Origin of the sequence: Peribacillus sp. NPDC097295 (assembly GCF_044761665.1) — a bacterium.
In the GTDB taxonomy this organism is placed as follows: domain Bacteria; phylum Bacillota; class Bacilli; order Bacillales; family DSM-1321; genus Peribacillus.
The window spans coordinates 410,772-433,317 of record NZ_JBIWCW010000002.1 but is presented as its reverse complement, the minus strand read 5'-3'; the positions used below and the strand labels follow the sequence as shown (position 1 = coordinate 433,317).

Below are 22,546 nucleotides of genomic sequence, written 5' to 3'. Positions count from 1 at the left end.
ACTATAGCATTACTCTTAAAAAGGAGTCAAACCTTCCTTACCCATTTCGTCTGCTTATAAAGGTTCTTTTTTCCCCTTTAATGGTATGCCAGATATTTTTAAATGGTTCAGGGGTTTGCTTAGCAGCGTCCACCGTATATTGAACCGCTTCTTTTTTATATTGAACATCTTCTGTGATATCCTGCTGAGTTTCCGCGAGTTGATCTGTTTCCGTTTTAATCTGCTCCGTTTTCGCTTGAATGCGAGTGACGGTTTCCGTTACATTATCAATGGTCGGTTTAGAATCCTTAAATGTCTTGAAAGCGAAAAAAGCTAAATAAATGATGGATCCAATAAAGAGGGCAAGACTTATATATACAATGATCACGTATCGTTTCCTCCTTCTTCTCTTCTTTCCTTTACTATACCCAATATACGGGTTAGAAAACAGTGGCCTTCCAATATTCCCATAAGCTGAAACATGGCTGGCAAACCTCTTTTAAGACCTGATATGCCCATTGTTTATCTGATCATTCACCTGGGAATCCTTTCTCCTGTTAGACACCAGAAGATTCGTCACTTATATCTGTCCACTCTCGCTATAGATTTATTGTAAAACATGCTACTATTAGGGGAGGATATCATCGGAAAGGGGCCCATTATGGATACTCGATCACTCATTTTACTTGGATTACTTATGGCCCAGAGTCAACATGGCTACCAAATCAATGAGTTCATAGAAAGAAACCTAAGCACCATTACAGATATGAAAAAGCCAACCGCCTATGCGACACTCGATAAATTAAGTAAACAAGGCTACATTGAGGTACATACGGAACAAGAAGGCAACAGACCACCTCGTAAAGTGTATTCCATTAACGAAAAGGGAAAACAGTATTTTTACGAATTGCTCATTCAAAACCTTTCCACTGCAGAAAGTGTGAAATTTACTGGAGATATCGGCCTGATGTTCATTGACCACCTGCCATTGGAAAAAGTCATCCCAGCTCTTGAAAACAAACTGGCCGAAAATTCAAAGCTAATTAGTCTGTTTAAAAAAACTCCCGTACATGGTTCAGGGCACGGAGTCGATTTTGCCGTTGCTCATAAGATTGCCATGCTTGAAGCAGAAACTGAATTTATCCAGAAAACCGTAATGACCCTTACTGACCAGTTGAAAGAACTAGACAACAATATATAATACAGTTCAATCCCCGCCAAGTAGCGTGCAATTTCCTACTCGGCGGGATTTTTTTCGTATTCTACATACCAACCTTAAATGAACGTCAGAAATTCTATTTGACTATTAAATTGGCCAGTACTATACTTTAGAATGATTAGTCAGAACTGATTAATCATAATTTTAATAATAAAAGAGGTGTCACTATGTATCTTGCTATAAAGGAACTCAAGCACGGAAAATTACGTTTCATGATGATAGGTATCATTTTAGTGCTCATATCGTGGCTAGTCTTTATCCTTTCAGGGCTCGGCAATGGCCTTTCGACATTAAGTGCTGCATCGTTCAAGAATATGGAAGCCGATTATGTAGTCTTCGAAGAAGGATCGCGAAATTCGATGACACGTTCCATGTTTAGTGGAGATCTTGCCGATGCGTTAAAGGAATTCCCCGAAGTCAAAACTGTTTCTCCTATGGGACATGCAATGGCAACTGTATTAAAAGGAAATACAAAGGCCATTGAAGAAAAAACGGATATTGCTTTTCTAGCGGTAAATCCCGGTAGCTTTTTAGAGCCAGAAGTCATCGAGGGACATGCTTTATCTAAAGATCGTCCAGATGGTGTGGTCGTAAATGATTCATTCAAGGAAGCAGGCTTTAAGCTTGGCGATACCCTCGAAATTGAAGGAACGACTGAGAAAGTTACGATTGTTGGTTTTACAGAAAATCAAACATACAATCATGTTACATCTGTGTTTACAACATTCGATAAATGGCGGAGCATTCACTATGCCGCCCCTGGTTCCGATAACGGAGTCAATGAACCTGTTAACGCCATTATGCTTCAAGGCAAGGATATCGATCTCGAAGCAATAAATAAAGAATTCACGGGATATGATATCGTTACAAAATCCGAAGCAGTTCAAGGGATGCCAGGTTACGTTGAAGAAAATGGGACAATAATGATGATGCTTGTCTTCCTTCTTGCGATTTCAGCTTTCGTCTTAGGTGTATTCTTCTATGTACTAACGCTGCAAAAAACCAACCAATTCGGTATCATGAAAGCGATGGGAGCAAGCAATGGGTTCCTTGGCAAAGCGATCGTTTCCCAAGTGTTCCTATTATCCCTTATCAGTATCATCGTAGGTATACTTTTAACATATGGTACGGCGCTTATCTTCCCAGCAGGCATGCCATTTGAACTGGATACGAAGTTAGTGATCATCTACAGCATAATCTTACTTATCATATCCGTTGTAAGTGCAGGGATTTCAGTTCGTAAAATCACGAAAATCGATCCATTGCAAGCTATTGGGAGGGCAGAATAATGACTGGATTAAAACTTGAACATGTAACAAAATATTATGAAGAAGGTGGCCATAAGATTGCGGCCCTTCAAGATGTTTCTTTGTCCGTCGAACAAGGTGAATTCGTGGCCGTCATTGGCCCATCCGGTTCTGGTAAAAGTACCTTCCTTTCCATCGCAGGAGCTCTCCTTCAAGCTTCTGCAGGCACAGTCAGCCTAAATGGTAAGGAGCTAGGTGACCTCAATGCGAAAGAACTGGCCAATGTCCGACTGAACGATATCGGCTTCATTTTACAAACGTCGAACCTTGTACCGTATTTAACGGTGCTAGACCAATTACTTGTCGTAAAAAAAATGGCAGGTAAGATTACAAAAGAAGATAAAGCATTTGCTAATAACTTACTTACCGATTTAGGACTAGGAAGTAAAGTCGGTAAGTTCCCAAACGAGTTATCAGGCGGTGAACGCCAACGGACAGCCATCGCTAGAGCCTTCATGAACCAGCCCAATATCATCCTTGCTGATGAACCAACAGCAAGCCTTGATTCCAAACGCGGACATGAAGTCGTCCAACTTATTGCAAAAGAAGTCAAATCACGCAACAAAGCTGCTATCATGGTAACCCATGATGAACGCATGCTTCAATATTGCGATAAAGTGTACCATATGGAAGACGGACAATTATCACTCGTATCCAACTAATAGTAAAGCCCATCCTTATTACAGGGGATGGGCTTTACTATTGGACATATCCTGGGTACCTGGCATGAATCCTATATAATGAACGGACGAAATTAAATTGTCCGAAAATTATGATAATGTGTATAATTAGGTATGTTCATTCAAAATTTATAGGGAGATGAAGGCATGGATCATTTAATTAATCAGTTTAAAGGGATTCCTACCACAGCCATTTCAGATGCAATGGAGGGAATGAATAACCTAGATTCAGACATTAAACCATTAAGGGAGGAATTCAGGTTTGCCGGACGTGCTTTAACCGTACAATTACCTGTTGGAGATAACTCAGCTGTCTTAAAAGCAATCAGTGTGGCCCATCCGGGGGATATATTGGTGGTCGATAGCAAAGGGGATACATACCGGGCCATCGCAGGTGATTTCGTGATTGGCATGATGAAGACGATGAACATTGGCGCACTCGTCGTAGATGGTGTGATACGTGATCTTGAGGCTGTTAAAGAACTCAATTTCCCTGTATTCAGTAGAGGCACCACTGTTGCCTCAAGTGGTAAAGCGGGACTGGGAAAAATAAATCTGCCTATTTCCTGTGGTGGAGTCACTGTAAACCCTGGTGACTTGATTACCGGAGATGCCGATGGAGTGGTGGTCATCCCACAGTCGAGATGTGAAGAAATCATAGAAAAGGCAAAAGATAAATTACTGAAAGATGAACAACGTGCTCAAAAATATGCCGGAAACCCGGAAGCTATTCTAAAGTACATTGAAATGATGACATCTAAATCTTAACAATCCTTTATAAAAAAACAAGGTAGGAAGCATCTGCTTCCTACCTTGTTTCCGTTCATTACTTTTTATCAGAATCCACCTGGTTGGTTTCTTCTTCTTGGTTTGTGTAATCATAATCTGCTGGATCAATTGGTTCAAAACCATTCGGCGAATAGAAGCGTAACAAGTCACCATTCACGACTTGGTCAGATAAATTAAGCATGGTCTCCACTCTAGTCTTAGAGTTGAGGATGTCTTCATTTTCTTCGACTATTTCTCCAGTTTTTGAATCATAGTACTTCCCTTTAATTGAAGTGACTTCTGGCGTTACGAAATCTCCATTCCGGAAAGGTACGATTTCATTATGATCTTTGGACAATAGATCTGAACCGAATTGTACATAATCATTTGATTCTATTCCTAGGAGGTGCAGCATAGTTGGAAGAAGATCGATTTGACCTCCGTATTGGTGCATTTCCCCACCTTCGACACCTGGAACATGAATCAATAGTGGTACACGCTGTAGTTGAGCATTTTCAAAAGTGCCCACTTCTTTATCAAGCACTTGTGACATGGCATCTGTGTGATTTTCCGAAATACCATAATGATCTCCATACATGATGATTACTGAGTTATCATACAAACCTGATTCCTTCAGATATTTGAAGAATTCTTCAAGAGCCTCGTCGGCATAGCGTGCTGTCTGGAAATAGCTATCAACTGAGGCATCCCCAGTTGTATGTTTTTCGATTGTCGTTTTCTCTTGATCCATCGCATATGGGAAATGATGGGATACCGTTATGAATTTCGAATAGAAAGGCTGTTCAAGCGTTTCTAACATAGGAATCGATTCTTTAAAGAAAGGCTTATCCATTAATCCATAACTTAGCACTTCATCTTTATTCTCCATATTATAATGCTCTGCATCAAAGAACTTATCAAAACCAAGTGACTTATACATCTTATCCCGGTTCCAGAAGGATTTATAGTTACCATGGAATACGGCAGAAGTGTACCCATTTTGTCCTAGGATTGCCGGTGCTGCTTGATACGTATTCTGTGATTGGGTCGTGAATGCTGCTCCTTGCGGCAAACCGAACAATGAATTTTCAAGCATGAACTCTGCATCCGCTGTCTTCCCTTGACCAACTTGGTGGAAGAAGTTATCAAAGTACATGAAATCGGATTTATTATGTGCAAGTGAATTCAGGAAAGGCGTGACCTCTTCTCCATTCAACTTATAGTCGATCAAGAAATTCTGCATGGATTCCAAATGTAAATAAATAACATTTTTCCCTTTTGCTTTACCGAAGTATTCCTGATTCGGCTCAGCACTTGTAGCCTTGGTATAGTTGACGACTTCTGTAATATCCGAACTGTTTGCCGTTGCACGCTGAGCGTACGTTTTAGTGTTTTGAACGGCATCATATACAGTATAGTTAAACATCCCAAGATATTTAACAATGTAGTTTCGATCAAATGTTCTTGATAATAATTGTGGACGATCCTTTTCAGCCAGTCCCAAATTAATAGCGAAAACCACAAGTCCAGTCAGGTAAACCATTGCAATCGTACGACGTTTGATTTTAACGTTTTCAAGTTTATAGTCTTTAAATTTATATAAAACCATTAAAAGAGCAGTATCCAGGAAATACAATAAGTCGTACGATTTAAATAATGCTAAAACACTCGGTCCTAAATCTCCGGCATTATTTTGCAACTGTGTCAACGTTGGCAGTGTAATGAAATCCGTAAATGAACGATAGTACACGATATTAATGAATAACCATAAGGACATCAGTAAATTTAATCTGATAACCCATTTGAATGACTTTTTACCTCTCACCAATAACGCCAAGCCGAAAATTAAGATAGCTGAACTTATCGGGTTAACAAAAAGTAAAAACTGTTGCAGTCCATTTTCTATCCCTAAATTGAATTCAATTCGATAACTAATATAGGTTTTGATCCAAAATAGGACTACAGCAATAACAAAAAAGCCTAGTATATTATTTGCAAATACATGCTGGCCTTTTTTCAAGTAATTTTTCATGCTTTCACCTCTATTAAACTAGTGGTATTATAGTAAACTTTTACTTACTTACAGAAGACGGAAATTCGCAAACCTTATGATAGCATTCTTTTACTTAAATAGTCAAGAATGCATAAAACCTTCGTATGTCAGCTTGTTTTTCTTACCTAAGTTCTTCCCGACTACAAAATACTAAAAATCGATACCTTTAAATATATAGGAAGCCACGGTCATATTCCAATAAATATTACTCTTGATTTCTGGCAATGGTGGATGAGATATCCTTCCCTTTTTTCCGTTCTTCCAAGCTTTACTCATTATAAACGACTCCACACGAAAAGGCTATAGCTTTACAAAATATGTAAATGATTAATTTTTTGAAACTGAATTTTTCTAACTTTAAGGTTTTTCGGTATTTCTTTTTTTCTCACCTACAATTCGACAACTTGTAAAAAACCCATCATATGACCTTCAATCCTATACCTTTTACTCCCTCGAGAGCTTTCGAAGGCATAACCTCTAATGTCTTTCATCGACAAGAATCTCCTTTTTCATACATTCTTCAAATTCATCTGGACATTCCCTAATATATACGGATAATCCTTAAAAATGATTCATTTTGGATAAAATAATATATTTGTAATTTTACTATTCGCTTTTATAAAAAGGGTAGGCCACTTAGTTTTCAGCAAAATCCAGGATACATATATAATAGGAAGAAAAAAATTCACTTTGATGCTTTTTTGTTTCACGTTTACTTACCTGTAGGCTTCCTCCCATCCCTTTACTTACTCAATAAAAAAATGCCTACTCTCACATAAAGTGGGAGTAGGCATTTTACATTCAATATTACTTAAGACCTTCAGAAATTTCTTTCACCATTTCATTAACAGACTCTACTCCGCCACCTGATAGGTACCAGTAGTTAGGATCTAAATAAACGATATGGCCATCTTTATAAGCGTTTGTGTTCTTCACAATGTCATTTTCCACTGTTTCTTTTGCAGCATCCCCATCACCCACTACCGCATCTCTATCGATAACGAAAAGATAATCAGGATTTTTCTCAGCGATATACTCGAAAGAAATACTTTGACCATGCGTTGAAACTTCTAATTTATCGTCTACCGCAGGAACTCCGAATACATCATGGATGATGCCGAATCTTGAGTTAAGACCATATGCACTTACTTTTCCACCATTAGCAAGGACGATTAAACCCTTTTTATCAGTAGGCACTTCTTTTTTCAAAGCATCAATCTTTTCTTCAACGCTCGCAAGTTCTTTAGCAGCTTGATCTTCTTTACCGAAGATTTTACCTAATAACGTGACATTCTCTTCAAATGATTCCATATATTTTGTAGTATCCACCCCTACGAATACAGTTGGGGCAATTTCACTTAACTCTTCATATGCTTCCGATTGACGGCCAGAGATCAAAATTAAGTCTGGGTTCATTTCGTTGATTTTTTCAAAGTCAGGTTCTTTCAAACCTCCGACATTTTCTGTTTTTTCTTTGTAAGCAGAAAGATACTCAGGAAGGCCATCATGAGGGACCCCTGCTACTTCTACATCTAATTTATCTAGAGTATCAAGCGTACCCATATCGAATACGACAACTTTTTCGGGATTCGTTTTAACTTTTGTTTCACCTAATTGGTGTTTTACCGTGAACTCTTCACTTTTAGCCGTTTCACTAGTAGTTGTTTCTTTCTTTGTACTTGATTCTTCTTTTTCATCATTAGAACCACAAGCTACAGCTACTACTGCTAACATTGCCAATAAAAGCAACATAGATAATTTTTTCAACATTGAATAGTCACCTCGGAATTTTTTTTATATTTGAAATCATCTTAGAACCTATAGCTTGGTCACATTTATCTTCTATACCACTTAATAGTTGACCATATCCTGGGCGCCTGCCAACTTAATAAATCAAATTACTTGGGTAAAATGTAATCATTTGGATTGGGTTATATTAAGCACATATAACTCCAACTATGCAACCCACTTCGCCAATGATAAAATGAAAATAACATATATTTACTCTTCTAACGAAAGTAGCGATATAATGAAAACCTTTCTTTCTAAACTCTTCACTAAAAAAGAGAATGTACAAATAGAATTTTGCCAAAATAATATTGATCGGTTCCTTGATGAAAAAACTTTAGAGGTCTATGGTGCATTTTTAACCAATCCACGGATTCAATACAAAGAATATGAATGTTTAAGTGAATGTGCGCTTTGCAAGAAATCCCCCTATGCCAAGGTAAATGGACAAGTGCTAGTCGGAGCGGATCCAAACGACCTTTTAAATCAGTTGCAAAACAAATTAAAAGAATAAAGGCTACGTTTAGTCTAGGTTGATATTACTATTTTTTACCATATGATAACTTTAAGCTACTTTTCCTGTACAGTTTATGATAATTTATGGAAAGTAACTTATTTTTTGGAGGGCTGTCTGTGAAAAAAAGTGTTCCTGCTATTACTTCTATCGTATCTCTTAGTCTTGCTGCTGGCTTGCTGAATCCCAGCTCCGTTGTTCAGGGAGAAGAATTTACCCCTTATTATGGGACCGGTCCAAGTTATACTCAACCTGATAATCTCTCCTATCTCTTCCCTGTCCCTAATACTTCATTCAAAACACCGGCCTTTCAACAAGACAGACTCGCTTTTACAAGCCAAGAAGAAATGAAAACATTCATCAAGAGCTTGTCCCACAAAAATAAAAACATTCAATTGAAAACGATTGGTCAATCGACAGAAGGCCGCGATATTCCCATGCTTCTGTTCAGTAAGGATACCAAAAAAATGCAGAAGCATTCGAAAAAGCCATTGATTTGGATTCAGGGACAAATTCATGGCAACGAACCTGCGGCCGGGGAATCCACATTGGTGATCGCCCAATGGCTTGCTGAAGGTAAGCTAGGCAATGTACTCGATAAAGTGAATATTGCCATCGTCCCACGCGTCAACCCAGATGGATCCTATTACTTTAAACGGAATACTGCCGAAAACCTGGATGCCAACCGTGACTATTTAAAAGTGGAACATCCTGAAGTACAGATAATCCATCGAGCGATCAACGCCTACGAACCAGATGTCATTCTTGATGTACATGAATACACGGTCAATCCCGGCCCACTTAAAAATGTCGGAACAAATGGATCAATTGCTTCATATGACTTGCTCATCTCTTCAGCCAAGAATTTAAATATCCCGCAGGCATTACGAAAAACTTCCGATGAATTGCTTTTGCCGAAGGTCTTTAAGACTTTGAAAAAAGAAAATCTCTCCTATCATGACTACTATACGCTGGCGACCTCTGAAGACGGGGTTCTGACGGCGACCGAAGGAAGCACGGAAGCAAGGATTGGACGCAACGCCCTAGGGTTAAAAAATACGATGTCTTATTTAATAGAAACAAGAGGAATCAATATTGGACGTACAGATTTCAAACGACGCGTTTTTGCTCAGGCTACTGCGCAGGCTGCCTTTATTAAAGCAACAGCTGATCAGGCCAGCAAAGTGAAGAAAGTGGTTCGGCAATCTGAAAACGAAGTCGTAAGAAATGGGCAAAAGGCCAATGACCGAGATAAAATAGTCATCAAAAGTGAAAATAAACTAATCAAGGACCAGAAATTAACGGTCATCGACCTAGCAAAAGCAAGAAAGGTGGATACACCCATCGATTGGCTCGATTCGACCGATGCCTACCCTACACTTGTTAGAAATCGGCCAACGGCTTATATCCTCCCTGCCGAGTACAAAGAGGTAGCAAAAAAGCTCGAACGATTGGGTGTTCAGGTTAACCGATTAAAGAGATCTGTCACCGTACCGGTTGAAAGCTACAAAGTAACGGATTTAAAAGTTTCTGAAGAGCTTGAAAACGGGCATGCGACAAAAGAAGTGACGACATCTGTCTCGACCAAAAAACAAAGCTTCGAAAAAGGTAGCTACGTATTCAGCATGGCTCAACCTGACGCCAACTTCATCGCCCTGGCCCTTGAACCAGAGGGCATAGACAGTTACGTGACCTTTAACTTCATCCCAGCTATCAAAGGGAACGAGCTTCCGGTTTACCGCTATATGAAACAAGCCTCCTTACCGGTTAAATAACGTTGAACCTATTCCTAACACGCTTGAGCGCTAATTGCTCAAGCGTGTTTTATTTTCTTTTGGAATGCTTCTTGGATTCTTGAATAGATATGTAAATGGATGATTTGAAAGGGGGAAGGCCTTTGAGCGAGCAAGTATATATGGAGATCAACCGTCTCGTTAACCGTTTGAAACAAGATCAGGCACCGGATGGCTCATGGAATTATCCTTTTGATACGGGGATTACGGCTGATGCCTATATGATTATATTACTGAAAATATTACAAATAGAAGATGAACCGCTTATAGAAGCCTTAGTAAAGAGGATTGAAAGTAAGCAAACTGAAAATGGTTCATGGAAACTCTTTCAAGACGAAAAAGACGGCAATCTATCCGTCACCATCGAAGCCTACTATGGACTTCTCTATAGCGGCCTCTGTAAAAAACAAGATCCACATATCAAAAAGGCGAAGCAATTCATTCTTTCTCATGGCGGAATCAAGCAGGCAAAAATGTTAACAAAAATGATGCTGACTGTCACCGGACAATACAAATGGCCTCTCATTTTTCCGCTGCCTCTCGAAGTTATATTATTACCACCCATTTCTCCCATTAATATATATGACCTCTCCGTTTTCGGACGGGTGAACATGATTCCATTACTTCTTCTTGGTCATAAAAAATTCCAGATTAAATCCCCCATCACACCGAACCTAAAAGATTTATATCACACACGGGAGGAACGTTCGAAAGAACATGTTTGGGAAGAGTATCGAACCGAGGAATACCGCTCCTTCTTTTCTACCGTACAGAATGCAGTCAAATCTTTGATTGGTTTTCCGGATTATCTGCATTCCCTAGCCCTTGAATCTACAAAACGCTATATGATTGACCGACTTGAACCCGATGGCACACTCTACAATTATTTCGGCTCTACCTTTTTCATGATATTTGCCCTACTTTCAGTCGGCTACTCGAAAAAAGATCCCGTGATTCTAAAAGCTGTTGCCGGATTGAAGAAGATGGCCTGCTCAATTGATGGCCATACTCACATCCAGTTCACCACCCCGCATGTATGGAATACGTCTTTGATCAGCTACGCGTTACAGGAAGCGGGACTGCCTTCAAAAGATCAAACGGTGAAGGCAGCCAATCAATATTTGCTAACCCGTCAGCATCACATATTCGGGGATTGGCGAATTCACAACCCAAAGGCAGTTCCTGGCGGCTGGGGATTTTCCGATTTGAATACCATGAATCCTGATGTGGATGATACGAGTGCTTCATTAAGAGCCTTAGCAAGCGAACTAAAGCATAATCCGGCGAATCAGGACAGTTGGCAACGTGGGGTCGCTTTCATGATTTCCATGCAAAATGACGATGGCGGGTTTCCTTCATTCGAACGTAATAACGATCATAAATGGTTGCATTTCGTTCCTTTCGAAGGATCCAAATACCTTTTAACGGATCCCTCGACACCCGATTTGACAGGAAGGGCACTCGAATTTTTAGGGAACTATGCCAATATGAAGAAACCTGAAAAAATCAGCAAAAAAGCCGTCAATTGGCTTTTGGATAATCAAGAACCGGATGGGTCGTGGTATGGCCGATGGGGAATTTGCTATCTTTACGGGACCTGGTCTGCACTGACAGGATTAAAGGCAGCTGGTCATTCTTCAGAGCACCCGGCCATCAAACAATCCATAGGATGGTTAAAAAAAATTCAAAATAAAGACGGTGGTTGGGGAGAATCCTGCTATAGTGACATTCGGGAAAAGTATGTTCCACTTGGAACCAGTACTTTGACCCACACGGCATGGGCAGTGGACGCCCTCATTTCGACATCGGATGAACCAACTCCTGAAATCAAAAAGGGGGTTTCCTATCTCGTTCGCGAAGGTCAAAAAGATCGCTGGACCAATGATTATCCTGCTGGTCAGGCGATGGCCAACTTTTTGTACATCCATTATCATAGTTATCGATATATTTATCCCTTATTAACATTAAGCCATTACAAAAATAAATTCATGTCTGATTGAAACCGGTTATCCACTCTTTTCGAGATGCTAAACACAATTTGTGGATGGGTTGTGGAAAAACCTCTCAGATTCCGTTTCGGTTATCCACAATCCTTGGTTATCCACATCAATTGCAGTTGAATAGTTACCAAACGACGCACTTATCCACATATTCCGATTATTCATCTACATTTTACAAATCCCAAGTCGGAAATCATGCACATTTTTTCTTCTGGAACATTGAACACTTGTAGATTTTGTGGATAGATTGGGGATGGTTTTCTGTATACCACTTGATTTCCCCTGATAAAAATTACTTTATTAAATCGTAGTGCCCTTTTTCCCTCCCTTACAACACCCCTATGTGCGGAAGCTAATATGCTGTTAGCGGAGGTGAAAAAATGGCTAACATTTCAATTAGTCTTTGCATGATCGTAAAGAACGAAGAAGACACGCTTGCTGCCTGTCTTACTTCTGTAGGTGAAGTGGCAGATGAGATCATCATAATCGATACGGGGTCTACAGATAAAACGAAGCAAATTGCCGCTAGTTTCACAGATCATGTGTATGATTTCGAATGGATTGATGATTTTGCCGCAGCAAGGAATTTCGCTTTTTCCAAGGCGACGAAAGACTATATCCTCTGGCTTGATGCAGATGACATTGTAACCAAAGAGAACAAGCAGAAAATCTTAGCACTCAAAAAAACGCTTCCGACTGATGTTGATTCGGTCATGATGTCATATCATCTTTCATTTGATGAACGCGGAAACCCTAGCTTTAGCTCCCGTCGAAACCGTCTCGTTAAACGGGAAAAGAACTTCAGATGGATTGGATTCGTTCATGAATACCTCGAAGTTTGGGGTAACATTCTTCAATCCGATATTGCCATTGTTCATAAAAAGGAAAAGGTCCATAACGACCGAAATCTGAGAATATACGAAAAAGCACTGGAATCAGGGCACTCTTTCAGTCCACGCGATAAATATTATTTCGCAAATGAATGCAAGGACCACGGTCTCCACGAAAGAGCCATTGAATGGTATCAGAAATTCCTGGATGAGGGCAAGGGCTGGAGCGAAGATAATATTCAAGCATGCGGTAAGATGTCCGATTGTCTCATCCAGACCAAAGAATGGCTGCCGGCAATCCGGAGTTGCTTAAAATCATTTGAATATGATACGCCTAGAGGAGAAAATTGCTGCCGGCTCGGTTCCATTTATCTACAACGACATGATTACGAACGTGCAATTTTCTGGTACAAATTAGCGACACAAGTTGACCTTCCAGAAACCAAAAGTCCCTTTATTGAACGTAGCAGCTATACATGGCTGCCACATTTACAGCTCTGCTTGTGCTATGACCGAGTTGGAAAACAGAGTGAAGCTAACAAGCATAATGAGTTAGCCGCTGAATTCGTACCTAATCACCCTGCTGTTCTCTATAATCGGAAATACTTCGAAGACCTTGAAGGAAAATGAAAACACCCCCGTTTCTGTAAACGGGGGTGTTTTCATTTTTGATTATCTCTTTCTGCTCAACCGTTTTCTTTTTAAAAACAAAATTGAATCAGTTAATTATCCATGTCCACCTTTAAAACTTTACCCGTATTCGCATCGATGTCTATATCATATTCCTTCTGGTCTTCTTTGATTTCCAATTCATAAATAAGAACGCCATTTTCCATATCCGCTTCCAAATCGGTTATTTGGCCCTCGACCTGCTTCAATGCAATCTTTTCAGCTTCTTCCATGCTGATTTTTGCCGTTTTCATAGCTTCCTCGATCAATGCGTCTTCATCTTGATCATCGTCAATCTCTTGATCAAGAACCTTTCCCTCTTTTGCATCGACTTCTACGTCTTGATAGCCTTCTTCCGTTTTAACGGTCATGTCATAGGTAACCGGATATTCGTCCCATTCTTTTTCGACTTGGACAACCTCTCCACCGAGTTCTCCCGAGATCACTTTAATCGCCTCTTTTTCAGAAAGCGTCCCCTGATTGACCGCATACACTGCCGTACCGGCCACACCTCCGAATAGTAAAACGGCTGCTGCCGAAATCGTCATAAGTAGCTTTTTCCTTTTTATGATGTTTTCTTTCATATTACTCCATGTCTCTTTCATGAATGGATTCCTCCTTTAAGTTGTTACCTTAAGGATAACCGGTCACTATGAGGTCAAAATGAATGCTAGATTAGAATTTGATGAGAAAGGCTAATCGTGACGGTTGTTCCCATTTCCAATTCACTTTGAATTTCCAACTTCCCGCCAAGGGACTCGACAAGGGAGCGAGCAATCGAGAGCCCGAGTCCATTCCCCCCCGTTTTCCTTGCCCTTGACGAGTCCACCCGATAAAAGCGCTCAAACACGTGTGGCAAATGCTCTGCCGAAATGCCAACGCCCTGGTCCTGCACATCTATTAATAGTCTGCTTTCCTTCTCATGTATGAAAATATCAATGACAGAGTCACTGTATTTCATCGCATTGTCCATTAAAATGACGAGCACTTGTTCAAGTTGGCTTGAAACCGCCTCGATATGGATGGTTGTACGTTCAGACGTGACATTCACTTCGCGTTCCGTAGTCCGTCTGAACGTTTGGGCAATCTGTTCGCAAAATGAAATCAATTCGATTTCTTCTTTCACGTCGGCTGAGGATTCCATCGGGGAAGCTGCCTTCAACAGATGACCCGTCAGCTGCTTCATGCGGAGGGCTTCATGATGAATCGCCTCCACCCCCTCTTCTAGAATCGCTTCATCCTTCATGCCCCAGCGTTTTAATAGGGAAGCATAGCTTTCTATCACGGTTATCGGCGTTTTCAGTTCATGGGAGGCATCCGATAGAAATTGCTGCTGCTGGTCAAAGTTCCGTTCGAGTCTGCCAATCATCCTGTTAAAGGCAATGCCCATCACCTGTAGCTCATCCTTTGATTTCTCCTGCAGGGGGATCTCTTTGAATTCCCCGCTTTCTTCGATATCCGCCATGGTTTGGCTCATGATGGAAATCGGTTTAAGGATTAGGTTTGCCAGCCACTTCCCGGCGATAACCGATAAAAGAATGACAAAAAGCGAAGAACCAACAAGCACAAGCGCCAGCAAGGATAATTGTTCAAGGAGAGCGTCCTGTGTTTGGGTGACTTCTATCATCCCAACTGGGACGCCCTTTTCCGGATAGGGTGCACGATAGGTCAATGCGTACTCTCCATCCACTTTTGCAAAGTTATACCCTTTATCGGTAAATGATTTCACCGGTAGCTCTTCAAGCCCATCTTCATCAACAAAACGATTGACCAGAGAACCATTCGACTGGAATATCCGCACCATTCCATCATCTGGCGTGTAGGGTTCAATCACCTTTGAACCTCCAGCTAATAAATCCTTCTCCTGGACATTTTCTTCTATGAGCTGTGCCTGGTTTTCGAGCATATCCTGTTCACGCTCTATCGAAATCCATAGAAAAGCGCTAAGGACGAAGACACTTAGCAAGACCAGCATGATGGTCAAAAACAAGCTTGAGTACCATTGTATTTTTGAACGAATTTTCATTGTGGCTCCTTCAAGCTGTACCCCACACCGCGATACGTATGGATGAGAGGCACATCATAGGGATAGTCGATTTTTTTCCGTAAATATCGGATATACACATCCACCACATTCGTATCCCCCGAAAAATCATATCCCCATACATGGGAGATGATCTGATCTCGTGACAAAACCTGGTTTTTATTTTCCATTAGATAAACCAGCAAATCAAACTCACGCGATGTCAGCTCAATCCGCTTGCCAGCACGTTGGATATCTCTCGTTCCTAGTTCCAATTGTAAATCGTGGACCCTTAAAATATCCTCTTGTGCAGGTTCCATGCTACTCCCAGGATGGCTACGAAAACATGCACGGATCCTTGCCAGCAACTCTTCGATTTCAAATGGCTTGGTTACATAATCATTCGCACCATGGTCGAGCCCGTTCACCTTATCCGGTACCGCGTCCCTCGCTGTCAGAAGGATGATCGGGGTATGATTGTCCTTTTTCCTGAACCGCCTTAATACTTCGATGCCATTTAATTCAGGCAGCATCACATCTAGTAAAATCAAATCCCAAACTTGCGATTCGGCCATTTCAAGTCCTGCTTTTCCCGTAAAGGCCGATTCGGTTTGATACCCTTCATGGTTGAGTTCCAATGTAAGCACCCTTGCGATTTTTTCTTCATCTTCTATGATCAAAATCCGTTTATCCATCATTCAACACCACCTAATTCTTAGTGTACTGAAGAAACATGAAAATATCATGAGAAATGGCCGATTCCCGCTTAAAAAGATATCCACATAGAAAACAGCCCATCTTTAAAGGAAGAGGGCTGTTTTCACATTGAAACAAGAGGATTGAAAATCGTGCTTAATTATTTACCCGTCCAATTCTGACTGATAAATTCATCACGGCCGGATTTCTCACGGTCCTCTTTATAATGTTTCTTGTTTTTCTTATGATAATCCTGGTGATATTCCTCTGCAGGATAAAAAGTTTGGGCCGGGAGGATTTCCGTAACGATCGGTTTCTTGAATTTCCCGCTGGCACTTAGGCGCTCTTTGGATTCAAGAGCTAATTGGTGCTGTGTCTCATTATGATAGAAAATGGCCGTCCGATATTGGCTTCCTCTGTCATGGAATTGTCCTCCATCATCGGTTGGGTCAATTTGCTGCCAATACAATTCAAGCAATCTCTCATAGGCAAAAACATGAGGATCGAACGTAATTTCAACAACTTCATAATGCCCGGTTGTCCCCGTTTTCAACTCCTCATAGGTAGGGTTTTCAACCTGTCCACCTGAATAACCGGAGATGATACCCTCTATACCTGGCAGTTCATCAAATGGTGTAACCATGCACCAAAAACAACCGCCGGCAAATATTGCTTTTTCCATACCAATCGTCCCCCTTTATTCATCTAATGTAATAAAAACCAATATACCATAACCATTTGTTTTATGTAGTGGTTGCTGATTGTATAAGAAATAGGATAAGCTCCAAGGCCCATCCTATTTAATCTTTAGACCAGCCTTTTTCCTTGAACCGAACAATGGCTTCCACACGATTGCTGACATCCAGCTTATCGAGAATGACTGATATATAGTTACGGACCGTTCCATTGGTCAGAAAAAGCTGATGGGCAATTTCCTTAGTATTCTTACCATCTGCTATCAATCCGAGCACTTGGGTTTCTCTTTCAGTCAAGGGGTTTTCTTCTTCGAAAGCCATATCGACAAGCTCCGGTGCATATATGCGCCTTCCATCCATAATGATACGAATGGAGTTGGCCAATTCCTCACTCGGACTATCTTTCAATAGGTATCCACCCACTTTGGCTTTTCTGGCTCTTTCAAAATAACCAGAGCGGGCAAATGTTGTTAAAATGATGACTTTGCATTGAATCTCTTTGTTCTTAATCTCCTCCGCCACATCTAACCCGGTTTTCACTGGCATTTCTATATCTGTTATACAAATGTCAGGGTGAAGTTGGTTTACGAGATTCATTGCTTCTTCCCCATTGCTTGCTTTCCCGACAACCTCCATATCCTCTTCTAAATCGAGGATAGACCCAAGAGCGCCAAGCAACATCCGCTGGTCTTCAGCAATCACAATTCGAATCAAATTAATCCCACCTATTCATTAATTTTTATAGCATTCGGTATCCTTATATATACGATGGTGCCATTGGTTGAATCAATCTCCAGGCTACCATTCACAAACTCCAATCTTTCTTTCATTCCTTGAAGTCCATTTCCTTTATAGAACTCTGTTTTTTGGGAAAGACCGACACCATTATCTTCGACTTTAATCGTCACGCCTGTCTTCATTTCTTCAATTGAAACCTTGCATAAATCTGCATGACTATGCTTCACGATATTTGTCACGGCTTCTTTCAGGCACATACTCAGAACGGTTTCAGCAAATAAGGGTGTAGCTTGTAAATCCGTTGAACCATCCAATTCAAAATCAATTTGCGCGGCTTTCAAAATCTGCTTAACCCGTATGACTTCTTCGCTAAGCTTCGCCCCACGCATTTCCGACACCATTTCCCTTACTTCTTTTAATGCCGTCCTCGCTGTTTGACGGATGTCCTTGATTTCTTTCTTAGCCGCCTCTGGATTCAAATCAATCAACTTCCCAGCAAGGTCACTTTTCAACCCGATTAGTGAAAGCTTCTGCCCCAGAGTATCATGCAAATCCCGAGCGATACGCTGACGCTCTTCTATCTTTCCGAGTTCCGATATTTGTTTATGGGCATCTTCAAGCTGTTCTTCTAGCTTATCTCTCTTATTTCGATTATACGTATTGAACGGGAGCAGGATCACGCCCACTATACAAATGAGCATAAACGGAAACTGTGAAAAGAAAATGGGATCTTTCAAAATAAAGCCAATATTAACAGACACGATAGTAGCCAAAAGCTGTACCGAATATAATACAAAAAAGCCTACCTTATTTTGAACATTGCCAACGAAGAACGCTAGAAAAAGAGAAAAGTAAATGAAACCGAAAAATATGGTCATTGATATGGAAATAGCGATTTGAATCCCTGTCCAAACATATACAGGCCATCCCTTTGATGCGAATGAAAGACCGTAAGAGATGAAAAATAAAATGATCATGATAATGCCAAAGATGATTTCCAACATCGAGGATGATTTAAAAATGAAATAAAAAGGAAGAATACAAAAAATAATCCAGACATACGGGCTTAATCCAGTATTCTTCGGAAAAATATGATACCAACTTTGCATAGCGTCCCTCTGTTTCTTTTCCTCCTAGTATATACTACGAAGTTTTATCAAAAAACCATTCAATCGAAATTGAATGGTTTTGTACGGATATTTATTTCTCTTGTAAGCTTGGTCGTTTTGCATTCATTTCAATGTTAGACTTCGCTTTATTCAAACGGTCCTTAATCTCTTTAAAGCTTACAAACGTTTTATTTTCTCCGTCATATAAGCGGAAGCGAAGAGATTTTAAGCTTGAGCCAATCGTAATCGTCGTTGCCTGTTGTAAAGGCAACGTGGAATCATGGACTTTCTCAAGATTATAATTCGGCACTCTAGGGCTTAGATGATGCACGTGATGGAAACCGATGTTACCGGTTACCCATTGTAATACCTTTGGAAGTTTATAATAAGAACTTCCATCTATCGCTGCCTTCACATAATCCCATTCGGATTCTTCTTCAAAATAAGAATCTTCGAACTGATGTTGCACATAGAACAACCAAATACCCAGTGAACCCGATACAAATAGGATAGGCAATTGAATCATAAGGAATGCCTGCCATCCAATGGCCCAGCATAAAAGACCATAAATCAATACGATAGCCGCATTAGTGAAATGCGTATTCATACGTTCTTTTTTTCTCGCACCTTTTACATTCAAACGATTGGTTACAAGGAATAGATAAAACGGTCCTAAGCCAAACATGACAATCGGATTCCGATATAAACGGTAAGCAAGGCGTCCCCAGAATGAAGCGGCTACATACTCATCGACCGTCATGACCCAAATGTCGCCTGTGCCACGTTTGTTTAGATTACTACTTGTTGCATGGTGAATCGAGTGACTGTGCTTCCATTGTTCATAAGGAAATAAAGTGACAATCCCACTGATCGTACCTAGGATATTATTCGCTTTCTTGCTTTTGAAAAACGAGGAATGACAGCAATCGTGGAAAATGATGAAAATCCTGATGACGAACCCTGAAGAAAGAATGGCGAATGCCAGTGTCAGCCAATAGGAAATGCTCAAACTCTGATATGCCAAGAACCAGAGTAGAAAAAATGGTGGAAATGTATTGATGATCTGCTTCACGCTTGATTTCGTATTCGACTTTTCAAAAGGCGCAACTTCTTTTCTTAACTGCTTTTGATCGTGTTTACTCATAGTTTCCTCCTTAAAATGTTAAAAAAATGGAGTGTTTCAATAACGTTCATTCAATGGCATGAATCAACTTCTATATAGTAGTGATGAATGTTTTCTTTTCTATATTTCAATTATAGTTACAATCTTCAACCTCCTGTAGTCATAAACGTCAATGAACTCATATGACATCTGTCATATACCAGTCTTACAACGGCATTTAACTACCCTATTATTTCCTTTTTTTCTTATTTTACGCATAAAGTAGAGGAAATACTAAGTACCTACATGATGATAATCCAGAAGAAAAGCAGATTCACCTCAAACGGGAAACACATACTTGGAATCATTATTTTATTGACTTTGGATCATGAGCATTTCATCATAAACTAAGTTTTGTCTAAGCTCCGTTGCGGTTTTAGTGGATATTTGATCCTCTTCAACCATTTGCTGAATGATATCACGTTCGATTTGCATCGCATTCAATTGAAAACGACTGACCATCTCTTCGAAACGATTTACTTCTTTTTCACTTAGTGTTCCGAATGGATTCAAATAACGATTATATCTTTGAATGACCAACATGACTTCATGACGGTTTTCTGGAGTAGTTTGTTGTTTGATTAATATCATCGCTTCTTTTTGTGCTTCTTTTTGTGCTTTACGGAACTCCCGGATCAGGTCCGCATTACTATTAATGGAGTTCTCTAATTTCGTTTCCCATTTTTTATCCCATTTGACATTAATCTTGTTTTTGATAAAGAGGGTCTTCCAATTAATCCATGCTCGTTTCAAAGGTGATTTTTGCATATAGTTTAACGTTCTTGAAAGATACACCTTATAAAGCTCAAAAGTTGTTTCAGAGATAGCCCCTTTTTGTACTAACCCAGAAACGACTTCCATTTCCTTGCTGGCCCCTAGCTTCATCAAATCCTTTATGGTCCGATTATCCGGCCTTTTCGTTATTCCCCGTTCCAAATCTATTAATTGTTCATTTAAATCTTCTATAACTTGATGAATCGCTTTCTGATTATCCATGGTTGTCTCTTTACTCAACAGTTGGATTGTCTTATTTAACACAATTTTATAAGCTTCTTCAGTAGTAAGACGCTCATCATCAGATCCAGTCGGTTTCTTTATTAATATCGGTAAAAGAAATGTAGCCAAAAAGACGCTTAACAAAATTACACATGCCGCGATAAATAAGACTGTATTACGCATCGGGAACATCGTGTCATCCGGCATTAAAGTTGGTATGGATAAAGCGGTGGCTAAAGTAATCGTACCATGAATGCCACAAACTGATGCCAAAAGGGCATATCGTGATTTTGAAACATTCTTATCATCCACGACGTTGTTATCTTCAGGATGAACCCTGGACATAATAAATTGCTCTAATGGATTCACTCTGATTTTCGTGAAAGTATCATGAAGAATGTATACCCAAATAAAACGGATCACCAATAATAAAAGTACAATCAAGACGCTAATTCCAAAAAGAGTTCCCTTATTTAAGTTGGACTCAATTTCCTGATAAACACTCGGTATCATAAATCCTAATAAAGTAAATACAAGACCATTCAAAAGATAACCTAATACAAACCATGTATTCGTAGATATAATTTGCAACTTGGTTGTGGAACTCTGAAGGCGATCCCGCTCAATGCCATGAATGACTCCTGCGGTAACCACTGCTAAGATTCCAGAAACATAAATCTCTTCAGCAACCATATAAATCACAAATGGTGTAATCAGCTCAATAACAATGGACATAGAAATTTCCTCTAGTCCATGAACCCGTAGGAACAATCGCAATTTAACGATTAAATAGCCCAGAAGGAGACCTATAATAATCCCACCTAAAGACACAAATAAAAAATTAAGCGAAGCATCTTTTATAGAAAAAACGCCAGTCAATGCAGCTGCCAATGCCACTTTAAAAGCAACGATTCCCGCTGCATCATTGAAAAGCGATTCTCCTTCAAGGATGGGCATCATATTCCCGGGCAATTTCAAGCCTTTTGTTATGGATTGTACCGCTACTGCATCCGTTGGAGTAATGGTGGCTGCTAATGCAAAAGCCACAGCCAAAGGCATATCTGGAATTAACCAGTGGATAAAAAAGCCACCTGCAAAAACAGTTACGAATACTAACCCAAAAGCCAATAACAGAATAGGCTTACGCAGCTCAAGCATTTCTTTCCGAGAAGTGTTTTTCCCTTCTGTAAATAGGAGAGGAGCAATAATACAAATCATAAATAAATCAGAATGAAATTCTAATGATAAGTGAAGTGGTAAAAATGAAATGACTGCCCCCATGGCTATCTGATAGATTGGGAGCGGAATACGAGGCCATTTAGCATGTAATATTGTAGCGACTATTGTGGATACCAATAATCCGAGCAAAGTGATTAAAAATGACATAGAATCCTCCTATCTTCTATTATTTTGTACGATTGCCTCTAAAAAGGTAAAAAAGCAGAGATATTTTAAAGTGATTATCATCACTTTTAAAAATAGTCCCTACTTATAAGGTGTTTTAAAAGAAACTCTCTAATTAATATA

The 22,546-nt window shown here is 40.0% G+C and carries 20 protein-coding genes; 8 read left to right on the top strand and 12 right to left on the bottom strand.

Annotated features, from left to right (window positions below; translation table 11 throughout):
• Positions 1 to 37: 37 nt before the first annotated feature.
• Entirely contained in the window at positions 38 to 367 is a 330-nt protein-coding gene (locus ACIQXN_RS05265) for a DUF948 domain-containing protein (RefSeq protein ID WP_402962684.1), read from the bottom strand.
• A gap of 273 nt (positions 368 to 640) precedes the next feature.
• On the opposite strand from ACIQXN_RS05265, the gene ACIQXN_RS05260 reads away from it, so the two are divergent.
• From ACIQXN_RS05260 to ACIQXN_RS05245, 4 genes are all read left to right on the top strand, one after another.
• Positions 641 to 1,180 (top strand): PadR family transcriptional regulator, encoded by a 540-nt coding sequence (locus tag ACIQXN_RS05260; protein WP_402962680.1) that lies wholly within the window; start codon positions 641 to 643, stop codon positions 1,178 to 1,180.
• Between the two features lie 185 nt (positions 1,181 to 1,365).
• Positions 1,366 to 2,487: an ABC transporter permease gene (locus tag ACIQXN_RS05255; RefSeq protein WP_402962676.1), complete on the top strand. Its 1,122-nt coding sequence runs from the start codon at positions 1,366 to 1,368 to the stop codon at positions 2,485 to 2,487.
• Positions 2,487 to 3,167, top strand: a complete 681-nt coding sequence (locus tag ACIQXN_RS05250; protein ID WP_402962673.1) for an ABC transporter ATP-binding protein — start codon at positions 2,487 to 2,489, stop codon at positions 3,165 to 3,167. The genes ACIQXN_RS05255 and ACIQXN_RS05250 overlap by 1 nt, the downstream gene beginning before the upstream one ends.
• A gap of 165 nt (positions 3,168 to 3,332) precedes the next feature.
• Positions 3,333 to 3,953 carry an RraA family protein gene (locus tag ACIQXN_RS05245; protein ID WP_402962668.1) on the top strand — a complete coding sequence of 207 codons (621 nt, stop codon included), beginning with the start codon at positions 3,333 to 3,335 and terminating at the stop codon, positions 3,951 to 3,953.
• 58 nt (positions 3,954 to 4,011) lie between these two features.
• On the opposite strand, the gene ltaS is transcribed toward ACIQXN_RS05245, so the two are convergent.
• From ltaS to ACIQXN_RS05230, 3 genes are all read right to left on the bottom strand, one after another.
• A complete protein-coding gene (gene ltaS / locus ACIQXN_RS05240; protein ID WP_402962664.1) occupies positions 4,012 to 5,985 on the bottom strand; it encodes a lipoteichoic acid synthase in 1,974 nt (657 codons plus the stop codon).
• 171 nt (positions 5,986 to 6,156) lie between these two features.
• A complete protein-coding gene (locus ACIQXN_RS05235; protein ID WP_402962660.1) occupies positions 6,157 to 6,282 on the bottom strand; it encodes a hypothetical protein in 126 nt (41 codons plus the stop codon).
• 531 nt (positions 6,283 to 6,813) lie between these two features.
• Positions 6,814 to 7,773 (bottom strand): siderophore ABC transporter substrate-binding protein, encoded by a 960-nt coding sequence (locus tag ACIQXN_RS05230; protein WP_402963347.1) that lies wholly within the window; start codon positions 7,771 to 7,773, stop codon positions 6,814 to 6,816.
• Positions 7,774 to 8,035: 262 nt separating this feature from the next.
• Between ACIQXN_RS05230 and ACIQXN_RS05225 the strand changes: the two genes are divergently transcribed.
• From ACIQXN_RS05225 to ACIQXN_RS05210, 4 genes are all read left to right on the top strand, one after another.
• Positions 8,036 to 8,308, top strand: coding sequence for a DUF1450 domain-containing protein (locus ACIQXN_RS05225; protein ID WP_402962653.1), 273 nt, complete (start codon positions 8,036 to 8,038; stop codon positions 8,306 to 8,308).
• A 119-nt stretch (positions 8,309 to 8,427) separates the two neighbouring features.
• Positions 8,428 to 10,083 carry a M14 family metallopeptidase gene (locus ACIQXN_RS05220; RefSeq protein WP_402962650.1) on the top strand — a complete coding sequence of 552 codons (1,656 nt, stop codon included), beginning with the start codon at positions 8,428 to 8,430 and terminating at the stop codon, positions 10,081 to 10,083.
• A gap of 122 nt (positions 10,084 to 10,205) precedes the next feature.
• Complete coding sequence (gene shc, locus ACIQXN_RS05215) at positions 10,206 to 12,101, top strand: squalene--hopene cyclase (protein ID WP_402962647.1); 1,896 nt, start codon at positions 10,206 to 10,208, stop codon at positions 12,099 to 12,101.
• A 380-nt stretch (positions 12,102 to 12,481) separates the two neighbouring features.
• Positions 12,482 to 13,561: a tetratricopeptide repeat-containing glycosyltransferase family 2 protein gene (locus tag ACIQXN_RS05210; RefSeq protein WP_402962643.1), complete on the top strand. Its 1,080-nt coding sequence runs from the start codon at positions 12,482 to 12,484 to the stop codon at positions 13,559 to 13,561.
• Positions 13,562 to 13,653: 92 nt separating this feature from the next.
• On the opposite strand, the gene ACIQXN_RS05205 is transcribed toward ACIQXN_RS05210, so the two are convergent.
• The 8 genes from ACIQXN_RS05205 to ACIQXN_RS05170 form a co-directional block, all read right to left on the bottom strand.
• On the bottom strand, positions 13,654 to 14,205 hold the full coding sequence (locus tag ACIQXN_RS05205; protein WP_402962639.1) for a PepSY domain-containing protein: 552 nt from the start codon (positions 14,203 to 14,205) through the stop codon (positions 13,654 to 13,656).
• A gap of 65 nt (positions 14,206 to 14,270) precedes the next feature.
• Positions 14,271 to 15,626 carry a sensor histidine kinase gene (locus ACIQXN_RS05200; protein ID WP_402962635.1) on the bottom strand — a complete coding sequence of 452 codons (1,356 nt, stop codon included), beginning with the start codon at positions 15,624 to 15,626 and terminating at the stop codon, positions 14,271 to 14,273.
• The gene (locus ACIQXN_RS05195; protein ID WP_402962632.1) at positions 15,623 to 16,318 is read right to left on the bottom strand and encodes a response regulator transcription factor; all 696 of its coding nucleotides are present in this window, start codon (positions 16,316 to 16,318) and stop codon (positions 15,623 to 15,625) included. The genes ACIQXN_RS05200 and ACIQXN_RS05195 overlap by 4 nt, the downstream gene beginning before the upstream one ends.
• A 161-nt stretch (positions 16,319 to 16,479) precedes the next feature.
• Positions 16,480 to 17,001, bottom strand: a complete 522-nt coding sequence (gene msrA, locus ACIQXN_RS05190) for a peptide-methionine (S)-S-oxide reductase MsrA (RefSeq protein WP_402962627.1) — start codon at positions 16,999 to 17,001, stop codon at positions 16,480 to 16,482.
• A 118-nt stretch (positions 17,002 to 17,119) separates the two neighbouring features.
• Entirely contained in the window at positions 17,120 to 17,728 is a 609-nt protein-coding gene (locus ACIQXN_RS05185) for a response regulator (protein ID WP_402962624.1), read from the bottom strand.
• 11 nt (positions 17,729 to 17,739) lie between these two features.
• Entirely contained in the window at positions 17,740 to 18,861 is a 1,122-nt protein-coding gene (locus tag ACIQXN_RS05180) for a sensor histidine kinase (protein WP_402962620.1), read from the bottom strand.
• A gap of 91 nt (positions 18,862 to 18,952) precedes the next feature.
• A complete protein-coding gene (gene desA / locus ACIQXN_RS05175) occupies positions 18,953 to 20,005 on the bottom strand; it encodes a Delta(5) desaturase DesA (protein ID WP_402962616.1) in 1,053 nt (350 codons plus the stop codon).
• 330 nt (positions 20,006 to 20,335) lie between these two features.
• Positions 20,336 to 22,405 (bottom strand): Na+/H+ antiporter, encoded by a 2,070-nt coding sequence (locus ACIQXN_RS05170; RefSeq protein ID WP_402962612.1) that lies wholly within the window; start codon positions 22,403 to 22,405, stop codon positions 20,336 to 20,338.
• Positions 22,406 to 22,546 lie beyond the last annotated feature (141 nt).